This is a genomic window from Streptomyces sp. NPDC052701 (genome assembly GCF_040678355.1).
Lineage (GTDB): Bacteria > Actinomycetota > Actinomycetes > Streptomycetales > Streptomycetaceae > Streptomyces.
The window spans coordinates 74,850-91,128 of record NZ_JBFATO010000031.1; the positions used below are offsets into that span (position 1 = coordinate 74,850).

The window sequence follows — 16,279 nt, forward strand, 5'->3', positions numbered from 1 at the left end:
CTCGCATTTCTTCGTGGAGCCACGCTCGGATGAGGGGCCGCCCCCGGCCCGCGGCGGACAGAAGATTAGGGGGCGCACCACCTGGACTGGCGCTGGGGCGGACGCGAACTGGGTAGATTCGTCGCAGCGGCGGTCGCCAACGCCCTTTCGGCGCCCGTGATTCCGCGATCCCTGACGACTTCTCGGCAATGTTGGAGACCTCCGTGCGCGTGGTGCTCGCCGAAGACCTCTTCCTGCTACGAGACGGGCTCATCCGCCTGTTCGAGGCCTATGGCTTCGAGGTGCTCGCGGCGGTCGACAACGGGCCCGATCTCACCCGCGCCCTCGACGACCCCCGTCTGGAGGTGGCCGTCGTCGACGTGCGGCTGCCCCCCTCCCACACCGACGAGGGGCTGCGCTGTGCGCTGGCCGCCCGGCAGAAGCGTCCGGGCATGCCCGTGCTCGTGCTGTCCCAGCACGTCGAGCAGTTGTACGCGCGTGAGCTGCTGGCCGACGGCAGCGGCGGGGTCGGGTACCTGCTGAAGGACCGCGTCTTCGACGCCGACCAGTTCATCGACGCGGTGCGCCGGGTGGCGGGCGGCGGGACCGCCATGGACCCCCAGGTCATCTCGCAGCTGGTGGCCAGGCAGTCCTCGGAGGGCACCTCGATCGGCCGGCTGACCAAGCGCGAGACCGAGGTGATGGAGCTGATGGCGCAAGGACGCTCCAACGCCGCCATCTCCGCCCAGCTCTGCATGACCGAACGCGCGGTCGCGAAGCACACCGCCAACATCTTCAGCAAGCTCGGTCTGGCGCAGTCGGAGGACGACAACCGCAGGGTCCTCGCGGTCCTCGCCTACCTGGACCAGAACTGAGGCCGGGCGTGGACGATGTGCGTCCGGTCCCGGACTCCCCGCGGCGCCGCACCCCTTATCGCTCACCGCTGCGATCCCGCCGAGGGCAGGGGAACAGGGGTCCGTCGGGGTGTCCGACGCGTCGGGGCCGGCCCTAGCCTGACGCCATGCCGATGACATCTTCGACCGGGACCGGTGCCGAGGCGGCGCAGTGACGCGCCCCCCGCATCGACCGCAGGATAGTGCCACGGCGCGACAACGGCAGTGGGAGGCGGTGCGCACCTGTGCGCGTACCGCTCTCGCCCGGCTGGCCGCGCCCCTCCCGACGACCGGCGCACCGCCCCCCGTATTCCCTTCCCCCGCGGCGCAGGAGTGTGCCGCGCCACCCAACGCGACCGCCCCGACGGGTCAGGTGCGCGCAGCGCACACGGCGATGCCCTGGGGCGATCTGGTGGGCAGCGCCCAGGTGAGCGTCCGCCTGACCTGGTCCCCCCTGGTCGGCCGGCTGATCGGGATCGACGACGGCGTGCTGCTGCCCTCACCGACGGTGCCGGCCCAGCCGTGACCGGCCGGCCGGCACCGGCCGCCGGCAGGCACCGGTCCCGGCCGTACACCCCCCACACGGGCCCCTGGGCCCGCTTCCGACGATTGGTGAAGGCGCGATGGCGATGTACGAGTTCAAGGCGGACGGCCCGGTGACCGCGCGGGTACGCATCACCGGCGGGAGCTGCGCGGTACGGGCGGGCGACGGCCCCGGCGTCACCGTCGAGGTGGCCCCGGCGGTGTCCTGGCGCTCCGGTGACCGCAAGGCGGCCGATAGCACCGAGGTGAGCTACGACAACGGCGTCCTGTCCGTGGACCGGGGACAGCCGGGCGACCGGATCAAGGGGCGCATCCGGCTCACCATCACCGTGCCGGCGGGCTCGGCGCTGGAATACGCCTCCGACTCCGCCGGCCTCGTCACGAGCGGCCCGCTCGCCGCGCTCGTGGCCGACACGGGCTCCGGCGCCGTGGAGGCCGACAGCGTCACCGGCGACGTACGCCTCGACCTGGCCTCCGGCGACACCCGGCTGGGCAGCGTCGGCGGCTCCCTGACCTTCGCCACCCGGTCCGGCGGGGTGCGGGTGGCGCACGCGGGCGGCCCGGTCAGCGGCAGGTCCGCCAGCGGTGACATGCGTCTGGGTACCGCCGAACGAGAGGTCCGCGTCGAGACCTCCTCCGGTGACGTCCGCATCGAGACGGTCCGCGGCGGCCTCGTGCACGCCACCACGTCCTCCGGCGACGTGAGCGTCGGCGTGGCCCCGGGCTTGGGCGTGCGGCCCAGCCTGCACACCAGGAGCGGTGACCGGCACGGCGACCTCGCCGACGGCGCCCCCTCGGAAGGCGGCGCGGAGGTCACCGTGGACATCACCACGGCCAGCGGCGACATCACGCTGTGCCGCGCCTGAGCCGACGCGGCACGGGCCACCCCCGACAGCAGGCGGCGCCCGCGGTCACGGTGCGCGCGTCGCGTGTCGCTCCGACGCCCCGCCGGAGGCCGCGCGAGGCCGGGTGCGGCGCACGACACGGGGGCGCAGGGCCGCCGTCGAGCGGCCTTTCAGGGCGGAGATCCAGACGCCGGAGCCGTAGGCCAGGTCGTCGAGGCGGCGGGCGATGCCGTAGGCGACGGGACGCGGCCGGGCGGCGGCGGAGGGCCGGTCCAGCTGTTCCAGGGCGATGTCGGTGACGGCCGCCACCGCCGCCACCCGGCGTACCCGGCGCGAGGCGAGGCAGCCGACGGCGGTGAGCGGCCACCAGTGGCGGGTCAGCAGCGCCGCGCCCTGGGTGAGCGCCGCCACCGTGCCCAGCCCGGTGAGCCGCGCGGCGTGCCGCACCGGCCGCTCGATCCCTTTGAGCTTCTCCGCGTTGCGGACGGTGACGCCGGCCACGATGCTTCCCGCGACGGGCAGGGACCAGCGCCGCTGCGCGAACAGGGCGAGGAGCAGCGCCACGCACCAGGGCGCCAGCACGGCGGGGGCGATGTGCTCCGGGTGCCGCTCGGCGAGGGGGTGGGCGCCGGTGCCGTAGACGGCCTTGCGGCGGAACCAGTCGACATGGTCCACCCGGTGCTCGTGGGCCGCCTGGACGCCGGGTTCGTAGCGCACCCGGTGGCCGGCCCCGATCACCCGCCAGCACAGGTCGACGTCCTCACCCACCCGCATCCCGGCGTCGAAGCCGCCCAGGGCCCGCAGCACGTCCGTCCGGGCGACCAGGCACGCTCCGGGCAGCCAGGAGACCGGGGTGCCGGGGCGGACGGCGGCCGGGTGGCGGCCGAGGTCCAGCGAGGAGCGGACGCTCTCGTAGCGACCGAGCCAGCGGTCGGAGTCCGCAGTGGTCAGCGCGGTGATCCTGGGCGCGGCCAGGGCGACTGCGGGGTCGGTGAAGTGCCGCAGCAGTGTGGGCACCGTCTCGGGCGCGAGCACGACGTCGGAGTCGACGAACACCACGTAGGGCGTGGTGACCTCGCGCAGTCCGGCGTTGCGGGCGCCCGCCGGTCCCAGGTTGGCGGCGAGGGAGACCAGCCGGGCGTTGTGACGTGCGGCGACGGCGGCGACGAGGCCCGGGCGGAGGGAGGCGTCGTCCACGACGACGACCGGGGTGCCGGCCGGGGCACGGATGCTCGCCAGGAGGCGGTCGAGCTCGTACGGCCGGTCGCGCACCGGGACGACATAGCTGCACACCGGGGCGGAACCGGCGCCGGGGCCCGGCAGCGGGGGCAGGTCCCGCACGGACGGCTGGGCGAGGCCGGTCTCCAGCAGACGCCCGGCGAGGACGGCACCGGCCGCGCAGCGCACCCGCAGCGTGCGTCCGGTGAGCAGCGGCACGGCCCGGGGGCCGAGCCGCAGCAGGCGAGGCGGATGGCCGCCCAGGAGGGCCCGTCCGCCGTCGAGGACCCGGGTGGTCCGGTCGAGGGTGACCACGAAGCCGTGCGGGAGCGTCATGGGCGCGCCGGCTCCCGTCCGCCGGCGGGATGCGGAGTGTCCCCGGCGTCGACCAGCCGGCCGCGCGCGTCGGCCCGCCCCGAGGTGACGAGCCGTACGGCGGTGGACACCATCGCCTCGAACAAGGCGCGCCCCTGCTCGGCGGTGGCACCGGTCGAATCGCCGAGCACCCCGGACGGGGAGACCGCGCGGACGCCGTGGGCCATGAGCCGCGGCAGCAGCACCTCCAGCGGCCGGGTGTCGCCGGCGGCCGCGGCGGACAGCCGGACCTGCTCGGGCGCCAGGTGCAGCATCAGGGACGTCTCGCTGCGGCCGGCGTGCGCGTCACCGCCGGGTGTCCCGCAGCCGAGCCACGCCACGTCGTGCCCCTCGTCGCGGAGCTGCGCGAGGGCCGTGTCGAGGGCGACGACGTTGCCGCCGTGCCCGTTGACGAAGACGGTACGGCCGGCCCACAGCGACAGTGACCGCACGGTCTCCACCAGCACGAAGCGCAGTGCCTCCAGCCCGATCGAGACCGTCCCCGGGAAACCCGCGTGCTCCCCGCTGGCGCCGTACGCGATGCAAGGCGCCGTCAGGACCGTTCGCGCGGAGAGCCGTCGAGCCGTGCCGCGGGCCACGGCCTCGGCGATGACGCTGTCGGTGTGCAGCGGCAGGTGCGGCCCGTGCTGCTCGGTGGAGCCCACGGGCACCAGGACGAGCGCGCCCTCCACGACCTCCGGCCAGGCCGAGCGCGCCAGTTCCGTCCCGTCACCCCACGGCACGTGGAACACCGAGGGCGCGGGTGAAGCCGTCCGGGATCACCAGGTCGTCCGGGCCCAGCTCGGCGGCGGAGGAGTGCCCGAGGCCGAGGACCGCGGAGTCGAGGCCGGAGCGCAGGATGTCCAGCACGTTCTCCACACCCGCCTGCCCGTTCGCGGCGAGGCCCCACAGATAGGCGCGGCCGATGAGGACGGCACGGGCGCCGAGGGCCAGGGCCTTGGCGACATCGCCGCCCCGCCGGACGCCGCCGTCGAGCAGCACCTCGATCTCGTCGCCGACCGCCTCGGCGATCGCGGGCAGCAGGCGGATGGTGGCGGGAGTGGTGTCCAGGTTGTTCCCGCCGTGATTGGACACCGAGATGCCGGACACACCGGCGTCCACGGCCCGCTTCGCGTCGTCGACCCGGGACACGCCCTTCAGCAGGAACGGGCCGCCCCACTCCTCCCGCAGCCACTTGACGTCGTCCCAGGTGGGTGGCGTGGTCTGCATCCACTCGCCGTACGCGCCGAAGAAGGTGGGCGCCGGGACGCCGGCCGGCGAGAGGTTGGGCACGGTTAGGTCGGGCAACCGCCGGGACTTGGCGAACGCCCACAGCCAGCGCGGGTGCGGCAGGATGTCGTGCGCGAACCGGAGCGCCGTCCTGAGGTCGATCCGGTCGGGGATCGCCGGACTGCCCCAGTCCCGTCCGTGGGAGAACGACCAGTCCAGGGTGGCGATCAGCGCCTTGGCCCCGGCGGTGCGGGCGCGCTCCATCTGCCGGGCCATGGCCTCCCGGCTGCCCAGCCAGTACATCTGGTAGAAGGTGTTCGCGTTGGCCTCGACGACCTCTTCCACGGGCCTGCTGGCGAACGAGCTCAGCCCCATGATCACGCCACGGTTCGCCGCGGCGCGTGCGACGGCCACCTCGCCGTCGGGATGGACCGCCTGGACACCGGTCGGTGAGATCACCACCGGCAGCGCGGACTCCACCCCGAGCACGGTGGTGCCCAGGTTCCGCTCGGCGTGATGGCCCACCACCCGGGGGGCGAAGCCGAGTTCGGCGAAGGCGTCGGTGTTGTCGTCGATGGTCCGGCCGCGTTCGGAGCCGGCCACCAGTGCGCCGTAGACGGTGCTCGGAAGGTACTTCTCGGCGCGTCGCTGCGCCTCCGCGACGGTCTCGAACCAGGGGTTTCTGCCCACTGTCAGGGCCTCTCTCGCTGGGGACGTCAGGTCGTGCCCTCGGCCGGGCCGGCCAGAGGGTCCTCGCAGCACGCACCGACCGGCGGCCGGTTGAGGTCCGCGCGCCGGGTGAGGACGACGTCGACGGGTCGGGGACGGGACACGGTGCGGTGGGAGTGGTCACCGGACGGTTTCGGTACGGTGCGGCCCCGCGTGGCGAGCAACTGCTCGCCGTATCCCTGGACGCACTCGGGATCGGGCCCGTCGAGCGGCAGCCCGGTGAAGAACTTGGCGGCCATGCAGCCGCCCTTGCAGGTGTCGTAGAAGGCGCACGAGCGGCACGCCCCACCCTGCTGCGGCTCGCGCAGCCGCCGGAACAGGGCCGAGTCGCGCCACACGCCGGCGAACCCGCCCGGCTCGCGCACGTTCCCGGCGAGGAACTCGTCGTGGATGGCGAACGGGCACGCGTACACGTCGCCGACGGGGTCGATCAGACACACCACGCGCCCCGCGCCGCACAGGTTCAGTCCCGGCAACGCCTGCCCGTACGCGGACAGATGGAAGAAGGAGTCCCCGGTGAGCACCGTGTCGCCGTGGGCGACCAGCCAGTCGTACAGCTGCCGCTGCTGCCCGGGCAGGGGATGCAGTTCGTCCCAGACGTCGGCGCCTCGCCCGGACGGGCGCAGCCGGGTCAGCCGCAGCTGCGCGCCGTACCGGTCGGCGAGCGCCTTGAAGTCGTCCATCTGCGGGATGTTGTACCGGGTGCAGACGACCGACAGCTTGAAGTTCCGCGCCCCGGCGTCGGCCAGGTGACGCATCGCGCGCAGCGCCGTGTCGTACGAACCGGTCCCGCGCACCGCGTCGTTGACCTCCGCGGTCGCGCCGTCGAGGGACACCTGCACGTCGACGTAGTCGTTGCCGGCGACCCGCCGGGCGATCTCCGGGGTGATCCGCACCCCGTTCGTGGAGAACTTGACGCCGACGCGATGGGCGGTGGCGTAGTCGAGCAGTTCCCAGAAGTCGGGGCGGACCGTGGGCTCGCCGCCGCCGATGTTGACGTAGAAGACCTGCATGGCCTCCAGTTCGTCGATGACGGCCTTGGCCTCGGCGGTGGTCAGCTCCCGGGGGTCCCGGCGGCCGGAACTGGACAGGCAGTGGGTGCAGGACAGGTTGCAGGCGTAGGTGAGTTCCCACGTCAGGCAGATCGGGGCGGCGAGGCCGTACTCGAACAGGTCCACCAGACGGGAGCCGGGCCGGGTCGGCACGGGGGTGGCAGGGGTCATGCGGCCGGTGTCCTTTCGACCAGGATCGACGAGCGGGCCAGGGACGCCAGGGCCCCGCCGTACCGGGAGGTGTTCCCGGTGTCGGCGTCGACGGCCGTGCAGGCGGCACGGGCGGTGGGTGCCGCGGCGAGCGCCTGGAGCACGTGGAGGAGCCCGCGGTCCTTGAGGAAGATCAGCTGCCGGGTGCCGAAGTGGTACAGCAGGGCGCCGAAGGGTTCCGGCCGGACCGCGACCTGCGGATGCAGGTCCCAAGGGCGGTCCAGGTCGAGGGCGGTGACGGACGAGGGTCCGGCGGACATCGGTGCGGGCCGACTCTAGTAGACGCCGCACATGCCGTCGATCGAGACCTCTTCGATCAACTCATCCACTGCGAGGGGGGATTCGTCGGTGGCTGCGGCGGACGGGGTCGACTCGTCGTCCGAGTTCGTTTCCGTCCCGGACGAGTTGGGCTCGTTCATGCGACTCTCCCTTGAGGTTCCGAGCAGTGGCGCAGGGGTGGGTGAGCAGGGCAGAGCGGGCCGCACTCGGTCGGTCGTGTGTCGTGCCGACCGCGCCGTGCGCTTCACGGAACAGTACTGGCATGCGGTGCCAAAAAGAAGGGTCGGCGGCCGGGTACCTCCGTCGCCGTGTCCGGGGCCCTGGCTGTTCTGTCCCGGGAGGTTGTGGACGGTGACAGGGGTCACGGCTGACCGATCTTGAAATCGCCGCTACGAACGGGCCCGGCCCGGCGAGCTGGTGCATGTGGACATCAAAAACCCCGGCAACATCCCCGACGGCGGCGGCCACAAGGTGCTGGGCCGCCCGGCGGGCCACAGGACCCGCTCCGGCGCCGGCTACAGCCACCTGCACACCGCCCTCGACGACCACTCCCGCCCGGCCTACAGCCAGATCCACACCGACGAGAAGAAACAGACCGCCACCGCCTTCCGGCAGCGCTCCCACGCCTTCTTCACCCAGGCCGCAATCACCGTCGAACGGGTCCTGACCGACAACGGCTCCTGCCACCGCTCCCGCGACCGGCGCGACCTGCCGGCCGCGGCCGGGACCGCCCACGAACGAACCCGGCCCTGCCGGCCCCAGACCAACGACAAGGCCGAACGCTTCAACCGCACCCTGCCCGACGAATGGGCCTACGCCCGCCCCTACCGCTCCGAGCAGGAACGACGCCAGGCGTTCCCCGGCTGGCCGCACACCCACAATCACCACCGCGGCCACACCGCGCTCAAAGGCCAACCACCCGCCAGCCACGTCCCCAACCTCACAGGGCAGTACACCTAGCCCTCGATAGGGGTGTGTTAGGTGCACCCTCGAACTCGGGTGCTGCGCCCATCGAAACTCCTCGGCGCGGTCCGTAGCGTCGTTGTGGAAGGCGCACCGGGCGCCCGTTGAGGAGACGTCAGATGTCAAGGATCACTCATTCGACCCCCAGCAGGAGCGACGACTCCCTGCGCCTCGACGCGGTCAGCAGGGTCTACGGCACTGGTGAAGGCTCGGTCACGGCACTGAACAACGTGTCGCTCTCGCTGCCGGCCGGCACCTTCGTCGCGGTGATGGGACCGTCCGGATCGGGCAAGAGCACGCTGCTGCAGTGCGCGGCGGGCCTCGACCGTCCGAGCTCCGGGCGGGTCTTCGTGGACGGCCAGGAGATGGCCAAGGGGAGCGAGGCGAAGCTCACCCGGTTCCGCCGGAAGCGGATCGGCTTCATCTTCCAGCACTTCAACCTGCTGCCGATGCTGACGGTGGAGCAGAACGTGACGCTGCCGCTGCGGCTGTCCGGCCGCAAGCCCGACCGCCGACGCGCCCACGCGGTGCTGGACCGGGTGGGCCTGGGCGGCCGGCTGGGGCACCTGCCCTCGGAGCTGTCCGGTGGCCAGCAGCAGCGGGTGGCCATCGCCCGTGCCCTGCTGACCGAGCCGCGGGTGGTCTTCGCCGACGAGCCGACGGGTGCGCTGGACACGCGGAGCGCCCGGGACGTGCTGGCCCTGCTCCAGGAGTGCGTCCGCGTCCACGGGCAGTCGGTCGTGATGGTGACGCACGACCCGGTGGCCGCGTCCTACGCGGACAGCGTGCTCTTCCTCGCCGACGGTGAGCTGGTGGGCCGGATGGAGCGGCCGACCGCGGAGGCCGTCGCCGAGCGGATGACCCACCTGGGTGACGAGGTGGCCCGGCGACGTGTGACGGCGGGTGCGTGACGATGATCTCCCTGGCTCTTCGTTCGCTGCGACACCGCCCCGGCGGCTATCTGGCGAGCTTCCTCGTGCTGTTCCTCGGCTCCGTGATGCTGATGTCGTTCGCCTCGCTGCTCGACACCGCGCAGGGCGACGCGGTGGACACCGGCAGCGAGGAGACGCTGACCACCCTGGCGAGCGTCGTCGGCGGCTGGGGGCTGCTGCTCGTGGTCTTCGCCGTCACCTCGACGCTGACGCTGGCCGTGCAGCAGCGCGGCGCCGACATGGTCACCCTGCGCAGCGCCGGCGCGACACCGGCGCAGGTCGGCCGGATGATCGTCGGTGAGGCGGCGGTGCTGGCGGTGGCCGCCTCGGTGTGTGCCATTCCGTGGGCCATCTTCGGCGGCAGCGCGCTGCTGGACGTGCTGATCGACACCGATCAGGTGGCGCCCGCCGTGTCGTATAGCTTCGGCCCGATCGGGCTGGGCACGGGCACCGTCATCACCCTGGTGGCCGCCACGCTGGCCGCCCTGGTGACGGCGCGCCGCACGGCCAGGATGCGGGTGGCCGAGGCGAGCGCCGCGACGGCCAACGGCTCCCGCCGCATGGGGCGGATCAGGATCGCGGCAGCGGTGCTGTTCCTGGCGGGCGGGGTGAACCTCGGTGTGATGACGATCGTGCTGGATCACGACAAGAGCGCCGAGATCATGCAGACGGCCGGCTCGGCGTCGATCCTCGTGGCGATCGGCCTGGCGCTGCTGGCTCCGGCGCTCATGCGCGGTGTCACGGCCCTGCTGGGCGGCCCGCTCCAGCGGCTCGGCGGAGTGAGCGGCTACCTGACGGTGCAGAACGTGCGCCGGCGGGCGGACCGGATCGGCACGGCCCTGATGCCGGTCATCCTGTTCACGGGAATCGGCTCCGGCACCTTCTACATGCAGAGCATCGAGAACGCCGCGACCGCCGCCGAAGGGGTCGCCAAGACGACGGAACAGCGCAACATCGAGACCTTGAACTTCGTGGTCATCGGCACCGTGGTCCTCTTCGCCTGCATCATGCTGGTGAACGTCCTGATCGCCGCCACCACGCACCGCAGCCGTGAGTTCGGCCAGCAGCGGCTGATCGGGGCGACGCCCCGCCAGGTACTGCGGATGGTGACCGCGGAAGGCGTGCTGCTGGCCCTGACCGGCGTGCTGTTCGGGTCACTGGCCTCGCTGGCGACCGTGCTGCCCTTCACCCTGGCCAGGACCGACGACGTCGTACCGGATGCGCCGCTGGCCATCCACCTCTCGATCGTGGCCATCGCCGCGACCGCGACGCTGCTGGCGAGCGTCGGCACCGCGTGGCGCAGGATGCGCGTTCCGGCGGTCGAGGCGGCCACCGCCTGATCGACGGTCCGCACGGACGGGCGGGTCCCGGCACCTCTGAGGTGCCGGGACCCGCCCGTTTTCCGTTGCCCCGGACCCGGTTGCGGTCCCCCGAGGCCATCTGTACATTTGTCTTAAGCGTAAGTACGTATAGAACAAATGACAGGAGCCCCCATGTGGGAGACCACGCAGACCGCTGAGACGACCGCACCGCCGCAGGCCGTGTGGACCTGCTACGAGGACCCCGCCACTTGGCCCGACTGGAACCCGGATCTGATCTCCATCGAGCGCTCCGGCCCGTTCGCCACCGGCACCACCGGCACCGTGACCAACGAGGGCCGGCCGCCCGCGCCGTTCACCCTGACCGCCGTGGAGTCGGGCACCGGCTTCACGATGGAGACGCGGCCCGGCGGGGACCTGATCGCCCAGTCCATCTGCCACCTGACCCCGTTGGACAACGGCGGCACCCTCATCACCCACACGATGCGGCTGGACGGCCCGTTGTCCGACCAGGTCGGTGCCGCTCAGGGGGCCAGTCTCGCCGCCGGCCTGACGACCGGCGTCCTGGACCTCGCGGAGCTGGCCGCCCGCTGACCGGCGGAACTACCGCACACCTTCGTCGGTGACGCATCCGTGTTCGCGTTCGCGCGCCGACCTGTCGAGTGAGGAGTGTCCGTCGTGAAGAAACGGACCATCGCGATCACCACCCTGATCGTGGCGCAGTTCATGGACCTGGTCGACACCACGATCACCAATGTCGCGCTGCGCCCGATCCAGGAGGACCTGCACGCCACCGACGCCCACCTCGAGTGGATCATGGCGGGCTACCTGCTGGCCTTCGCCGTCCTGCTGATCACCGGCGGACGCCTCGGAGACATCTTCGGCCGCCGCACCATCTTCCTCATCGGTGTGGCCGGCTTCGGCCTCACCTCCCTGTGGGCCTCCGCCGCCGACACCGGTCAGGCGCTGGTGATGGCCCGCGTGGCGCAGGGTGCCTTCGCCGGCGTGATGGTGCCCCAGGTGCTGTCGTCGGTGCAGGTGATGTACGAACCCGCCGAACGCGGCAAGATCTACGGACTGATCGGCGCCATCAGCGCCCTGGGATCCGTGGTCGGCCTCATCGCGGGCGGCTGGATGGTCACCGCCGACCTGTTCGGCCTCGGTTGGCGCATCATCTTCCTGGTCAACGTGCCGGTCTGTGTCCTGCTGCTGGCCCTGGCGAACTTCTTCGTCCCCAACAGCCGGTCCGAGCACCCCCTGAAGCTGGACCTCCTCGGCGTACTGCTTGCCGCGAGCGCCGTCTTCCTCATCGAGTTCCCGCTGATCGACGGCCGCATGGCCGACTGGGCGCCGTGGATCTGGGGCATGCTGGCCGCCGCCCCGGTCGTGATCGTGCTCTTCGTCCTCCAGCAGCGTGCCAGGATGCGGCGCGACGGTTCCTCCCTGCTGCCCATGCAGTTGTTCGCCGACCACGGGTTCAGCCGTGGCCTGGCGGTGCAGATCCTGTTCTGGATGGCCAACGGCGGCTACATGATCGCCCTCGGGTACTACCTCCAGACCGCCCTGGACTTCACCCCGCTCAAGACCGGCCTGACCATCTTCGGCATGACCGTCGGCTCGATGATCGTCACCCCCGCCGGCGCGCCGCTGGCGAAAAAGTTCGGCAAGTACGTCATCTTCGCGGGCGGGATCATCCAGGCCGCCGCGTTCGTCTACGCGATCTGGGTCATCAACAACCAGGGCACCAGCCTGACCGGCTGGGACCTCGCGGTGGCCCTCGGCGTCTCCGGCGCCGGCATGGTCCTGCTCATCGTGCCGCTCCTGGACGAGGCGCTGCGCACCGTTCCCCCGAGCGCCGCGGGCGCCGCGTCGGGTACCTTCACCACCTTCCAGCAGCTCGGCTACTCACTGGGTGTGGCGGTCGCCGGTGTGATCTTCTTCAACACCGCCGGTGACCAGCCGACCTTCGACACCCTCAACGACGCCGTGACCAACGCCCTGTGGGTCACGGTGGCAGCCTTCGCCCTGTCGGGCGTCTTCGCCCTGTTCATGCCGAAGCTGCGGCCGCACACCTCGCCGTCGGACCAGCAGGACTCGAAGGCGGTCCCGGTGGGCCAGTGAACGACCCGTGCGGCACTCCGTCCGAGTGCCGCACGGCACCACCAAAACGAAACGAGGAAGGGGCCTCGGACCGTTGCACGGTCCGAGGCCCCTCCCCTGTCTCCGCTCCGAGCCTCAGCCTCCGAGAGCGTGGAACCCCCGGCGGAAGTAGACCGCCGGCGGATCGTCGCGCAGCCGTACGTCCCGTACCCGGCCGACGAGGATCGTGTGGTCGGCGACGTCGTGGCGGACGTAGGCGTCGCACTCCAGCACGGCGGCGGCCTCCTCCAGTACGGGATGGCCCTGCGCGTTCGCCGTGAAGTCGCCCTGGCCGAACTTGTCCGCCCCGCGGGTGGCGAACCGCGTGGCCAGGTCCGCGCGCCGGAACGGCAGCACCTGCACCACCCACGAAGCGGCCGTCTGGAACGCTGCATGGCACTGCGCGGTCCTCGCCAGGCAGACGAGGACCAACGGAGGGGCCACGGAAAGCGAGCAGAACGACGTGGCCGTGAAGCCTCGCCAGACGCCCTGTTCGTCGGTGGTGGTCACGAGGGTCACACCGCTCGGGTACGAGGCCATCGCCTCGCGGAACCGCCCCGACAGCTCATCACTCACGGGCGCCACGGTGGACGTGTGCGGCAAGGTGTGCGTCATCCGGCTGCCTCCTTCACGGGGTGCGAGGACCGCCCTGGCTGCGGCGTGGCGAACTCACGCCTCACTTGCCGTTCTTGACGACCGCGCCGCCGTCCACCCGCATCTGGGTGCCGGTGACGTAACGGGACTCGTCGGAGGCGAGGTAGGTGACCGCGTGGGAGATGTCGATCGGCTCGACGTACGGGATCGGCATGGCCTGCACCATGCCGAAGCCGGGCTCCGCGTCCTGTGCGACCGGGTGCTCCAGGTCGGGACGGAAGACCTTGTACATGGCCTCGTTGTGCAGCATCGGCGTGTTGACGTTGGCGGGGTGCACCACGTTGATCCGCAGGCCCTGGGGAGCCAGGAAGGGCGCGAACCAGTTGACGTAGTGGCCGAGCATCTGCTTGGTGAAGGCGTAGCCGATGCCGCCGGGACCCATACCGCCCGGGTCGCCGCCGTAGGACGCGAAATAGGCGGCGGCGGAACCGATCAGGATGATGGACGCGCCTTCGCGAAGGTGCGGCAGCGCCACGTGGACGGTGTTCAGCGTGCCGCTGAGGTTCACGTCGACGGCCTCGGTGAACGCGGACAGCGGACGGTCGGCGCCCACCGGGCCTATCGCGGCGTTCGCCACGACCACGTCCAGCCGGCCCAGCTCCGCGACACCCTCGTCGATCGCCTTGCGCAGCGCGGTACGGTCACGGATGTCGGCCTGCTTCGTCACCACCCGGCGGCCCGTCTTCTCCACCAGGCGCGCCGTCTCCGCCAGTTCCTCGGCGGTGCCGAGCGGATACCCGACCACCTCGATGTCCTCGCCGAGGTCGATCGCGATTATGTCGGCGCCTTCCTCGGCCAGGCGCACGGCGTGGCTGCGCCCCTGCCCGCGCGCCGCACCGGTGATGACGACAACTTTGCCTTCTACCCGGCCCATGGGGCCCTCCAGACATTTCTGCTGTAGTGACATGACGGACGGCGGTTCGGCCACGCGGGCCGGGCAGGCAACTGAACTGCCGGAGTAACACGGAAGAGCGGAAGAGACGTACGAGAATGCTCGTGGTTCTCCCGCGGCGTGCGCCCTGCGCCGACTCGAATTTCGTTATACCGTTCCGGCGTCCCGCGGAGACGGACACCGTCCCCCTATTCCCGGGCGGCACCCCCACTTAGGGGTCCGCCGCGCAGACCCGCTCGGCCGCGCGGCGACCCCGGCACCGTCACCGACCCGTCCCCGTCCATCGCCCGCACCGGGCCGGTGCGGGCCCGTCGGCGCAGGAGAATTCGTCGGGTCGCGTAGGGGAGTTTTTAGGGGTTACGACGCCTGCCCGCTGTCCTACGGTGGCCCCAACAAGGCTGTCCCTTTTTCACGCCGACCCTCATCCGGCGCCCGGCGCGCTCGTCCGTCCGGTTTTCCGATGCGGCCACCGGATTTTGAAAAGCCCGCCGGGTTGCCCCGATCCGGCATTCCGCGCCGCGGCCTTCGCCCGTCGGCGCTCAGACGCCTGTCCAGTATTCACGACGTGACACGGGAAGTGGGACCGAGATGGCCAACTCCGACCAGCGGCTAGTCGAGGCACTCCGGGCATCCCTCAAGGAGAGCGAGCGGCTGCGCGGACAGAACCGCAAGATGTCGGCCGCCCAGCGGGAACCGATCGCGATCGTGGGGATGGGGTGCCGCTATCCGGGCGGTGTGGCCTCGCCGGAGGACCTGTGGCGGCTGGTGGCGGACGGGGTGGACGCGGTGTCGGGGTTCCCGTCCGACCGCGGCTGGGACCCGGGGGTGTTCGACCCGGAGCCCGGGCGGGCCGGGAAGACCTACGCGCGCGAGGGCGGGTTCCTGCATGAAGCGGCCGACTTCGACCCCGCCTTCTTCGGGATCAGTCCGAACGAGGCGCTGGTGATGGACCCGCAGCAGCGGCTGCTGCTGGAGACCGCCTGGGAGGCGGTGGAACGCGCGGGCGTCGACCCGCTGTCCCTCAGAGGGAGCCGCACCGGCGTCTTCGCCGGCGTGATGTACCACGACTACCCCTACAGCAGTGCCGCCGGTTCCATCGTGTCCGGCCGGGTCTCCTACACCCTGGGCCTGGAGGGCCCGGCGGTGACGGTGGACACGGCGTGCTCGTCGTCGCTGGTCGCCCTGCACCTGGCCGTGCAGGCGCTGCGCTCCGGCGAGTGCTCCCTGGCCCTGGTGGGCGGTGTCGCGGTGATGTCGACACCCGAGGTGTTCGTCGAGTTCAGCCGGCAGCGCGGGCTCGCGGCCGACGGCCGCTGCAAGTCCTTCGCCGCCGCGGCCGACGGCACGGGCTGGGGCGAGGGCGCGGGCATGCTCCTGGTGGAGCGTCTGTCGGACGCGCGTCGCAACGGTCACCCGGTCCTCGCGGTGGTGCGGGGCAGCGCCATCAACCAGGACGGCGCGTCCAACGGCCTCACCGCCCCCAACGGCCCGTCCCAGCAGCGGGTGATCCGTGCGGCCCTGGCTGCCTCGGGGGTCTCCGCGGCCGAGGTGGACGTGGTGGAGGCGCACGGCACGGGGACGACGCTGGGTGATCCGATCGAGGCCCAGGCACTACTGGCGACTTACGGTCAGGACCGGCCCGAGGACCGTCCGCTGTGGCTGGGCTCGATCAAGTCGAACATGGGACACACGCAGGCCGCGGCCGGTGTGAGTGGCGTGATCAAGATGGTCATGGCGATGCGCCACGGTGTGATGCCCAAGACCCTGCACGTGGACGCCCCCAGCCCCAACGTGGACTGGTCGGACGGCACCGTGCGGCTGCTGACGGAAGAGCGGCCGTGGCCGCGGCCGGATCATCCCCGGCGGGCCGCTGTCTCCTCCTTCGGCATCAGCGGGACGAACGCGCATGTGATCGTCGAGGCGCCGGAACCGCAGGACGCACCCGAGCCCCAGGATGTCGTGGTTCCGGTGGTTGCGTCGTCGGTGGTGCCGTGGGTGGTGTCGGCCCGGGGTGTGGCGGGGTCGGTGGCTGCGCAGGCGGGTCGGCT

At 71.9% G+C, this 16,279-nt stretch carries 16 protein-coding genes and 1 pseudogene; 9 read left to right on the plus strand and 8 right to left on the minus strand.

The genetic code is table 11. From position 1 onward, the window contains the following. The first annotated feature begins 203 nt into the window (after positions 1-203). From AB0L29_RS27645 to AB0L29_RS27655, 3 genes are all read left to right on the plus strand, one after another. The gene (locus AB0L29_RS27645; RefSeq protein WP_365830658.1) at positions 204-854 is read left to right on the plus strand and encodes a response regulator transcription factor; all 651 of its coding nucleotides are present in this window, start codon (positions 204-206) and stop codon (positions 852-854) included. Between the two features lie 391 nt (positions 855-1,245). Further along, on the plus strand, positions 1,246-1,398 hold the full coding sequence (locus AB0L29_RS27650; RefSeq protein WP_365830620.1) for a hypothetical protein: 153 nt from the start codon (positions 1,246-1,248) through the stop codon (positions 1,396-1,398). A gap of 103 nt (positions 1,399-1,501) precedes the next feature. After that, the gene (locus AB0L29_RS27655) at positions 1,502-2,281 is read left to right on the plus strand and encodes a DUF4097 family beta strand repeat-containing protein (protein ID WP_365830622.1); all 780 of its coding nucleotides are present in this window, start codon (positions 1,502-1,504) and stop codon (positions 2,279-2,281) included. 45 nt (positions 2,282-2,326) lie between these two features. Here the strand turns inward: AB0L29_RS27655 and mftF are convergent, their stop codons facing one another. Genes mftF through mftA form a run of 6 tightly spaced genes read right to left on the minus strand, consistent with a single transcriptional unit; the run spans position 2,327 to position 7,472 of the window. After that, on the minus strand, positions 2,327-3,814 hold the full coding sequence (gene mftF / locus AB0L29_RS27660; RefSeq protein WP_365830624.1) for a mycofactocin biosynthesis glycosyltransferase MftF: 1,488 nt from the start codon (positions 3,812-3,814) through the stop codon (positions 2,327-2,329). Continuing rightward, positions 3,811-4,575, minus strand: coding sequence for a mycofactocin biosynthesis peptidyl-dipeptidase MftE (gene mftE / locus AB0L29_RS27665; RefSeq protein ID WP_365830626.1), 765 nt, complete (start codon positions 4,573-4,575; stop codon positions 3,811-3,813). The genes mftF and mftE overlap by 4 nt, the downstream gene beginning before the upstream one ends. Beyond that, entirely contained in the window at positions 4,562-5,752 is a 1,191-nt protein-coding gene (gene mftD / locus AB0L29_RS27670; protein WP_365830628.1) for a pre-mycofactocin synthase MftD, read from the minus strand. The genes mftE and mftD overlap by 14 nt, the downstream gene beginning before the upstream one ends. A 26-nt stretch (positions 5,753-5,778) precedes the next feature. Next, the gene (mftC, locus tag AB0L29_RS27675) at positions 5,779-7,014 is read right to left on the minus strand and encodes a mycofactocin radical SAM maturase (RefSeq protein ID WP_365830630.1); all 1,236 of its coding nucleotides are present in this window, start codon (positions 7,012-7,014) and stop codon (positions 5,779-5,781) included. Further along, a complete protein-coding gene (mftB, locus tag AB0L29_RS27680; RefSeq protein WP_365830632.1) occupies positions 7,011-7,313 on the minus strand; it encodes a mycofactocin biosynthesis chaperone MftB in 303 nt (100 codons plus the stop codon). Before mftB ends, mftC begins: the two co-directional genes overlap by 4 nt. Positions 7,314-7,328: 15 nt before the next feature. Then, positions 7,329-7,472 carry a mycofactocin precursor MftA gene (mftA, locus tag AB0L29_RS27685; RefSeq protein ID WP_365830634.1) on the minus strand — a complete coding sequence of 48 codons (144 nt, stop codon included), beginning with the start codon at positions 7,470-7,472 and terminating at the stop codon, positions 7,329-7,331. Between the two features lie 244 nt (positions 7,473-7,716). Between mftA and AB0L29_RS27690 the strand changes: the two are divergent. From AB0L29_RS27690 to AB0L29_RS27710, 5 genes and pseudogenes are all read left to right on the plus strand, one after another. Continuing rightward, positions 7,717-8,292, plus strand: a pseudogene (locus AB0L29_RS27690) (integrase core domain-containing protein); the annotation flags it as partial. Positions 8,293-8,414: 122 nt separating this feature from the next. Beyond that, positions 8,415-9,206 (plus strand): ABC transporter ATP-binding protein, encoded by a 792-nt coding sequence (locus AB0L29_RS27695; RefSeq protein ID WP_365830636.1) that lies wholly within the window; start codon positions 8,415-8,417, stop codon positions 9,204-9,206. Between the two features lie 2 nt (positions 9,207-9,208). Then, a complete protein-coding gene (locus AB0L29_RS27700; RefSeq protein WP_365830660.1) occupies positions 9,209-10,567 on the plus strand; it encodes an FtsX-like permease family protein in 1,359 nt (452 codons plus the stop codon). A gap of 153 nt (positions 10,568-10,720) precedes the next feature. Continuing rightward, the gene (locus AB0L29_RS27705; RefSeq protein ID WP_365830638.1) at positions 10,721-11,140 is read left to right on the plus strand and encodes an SRPBCC family protein; all 420 of its coding nucleotides are present in this window, start codon (positions 10,721-10,723) and stop codon (positions 11,138-11,140) included. Between the two features lie 84 nt (positions 11,141-11,224). Further along, positions 11,225-12,667, plus strand: coding sequence for an MFS transporter (locus AB0L29_RS27710; protein WP_365830640.1), 1,443 nt, complete (start codon positions 11,225-11,227; stop codon positions 12,665-12,667). A 114-nt stretch (positions 12,668-12,781) separates the two neighbouring features. On the opposite strand, the gene AB0L29_RS27715 is transcribed toward AB0L29_RS27710, so the two are convergent. Together AB0L29_RS27715 and AB0L29_RS27720 are read right to left on the minus strand one after the other, a co-directional pair. Beyond that, positions 12,782-13,300, minus strand: a complete 519-nt coding sequence (locus tag AB0L29_RS27715; RefSeq protein WP_365830642.1) for a flavin reductase family protein — start codon at positions 13,298-13,300, stop codon at positions 12,782-12,784. 61 nt (positions 13,301-13,361) lie between these two features. After that, positions 13,362-14,213 (minus strand): mycofactocin-coupled SDR family oxidoreductase, encoded by an 852-nt coding sequence (locus tag AB0L29_RS27720; RefSeq protein WP_365830644.1) that lies wholly within the window; start codon positions 14,211-14,213, stop codon positions 13,362-13,364. Positions 14,214-14,819: 606 nt separating this feature from the next. On the opposite strand from AB0L29_RS27720, the gene AB0L29_RS27725 reads away from it, so the two are divergent. Further along, positions 14,820-16,279: beta-ketoacyl synthase N-terminal-like domain-containing protein (locus tag AB0L29_RS27725; RefSeq protein WP_365830646.1), on the plus strand; the 1,460-nt coding region annotated here is incomplete at its 3' end.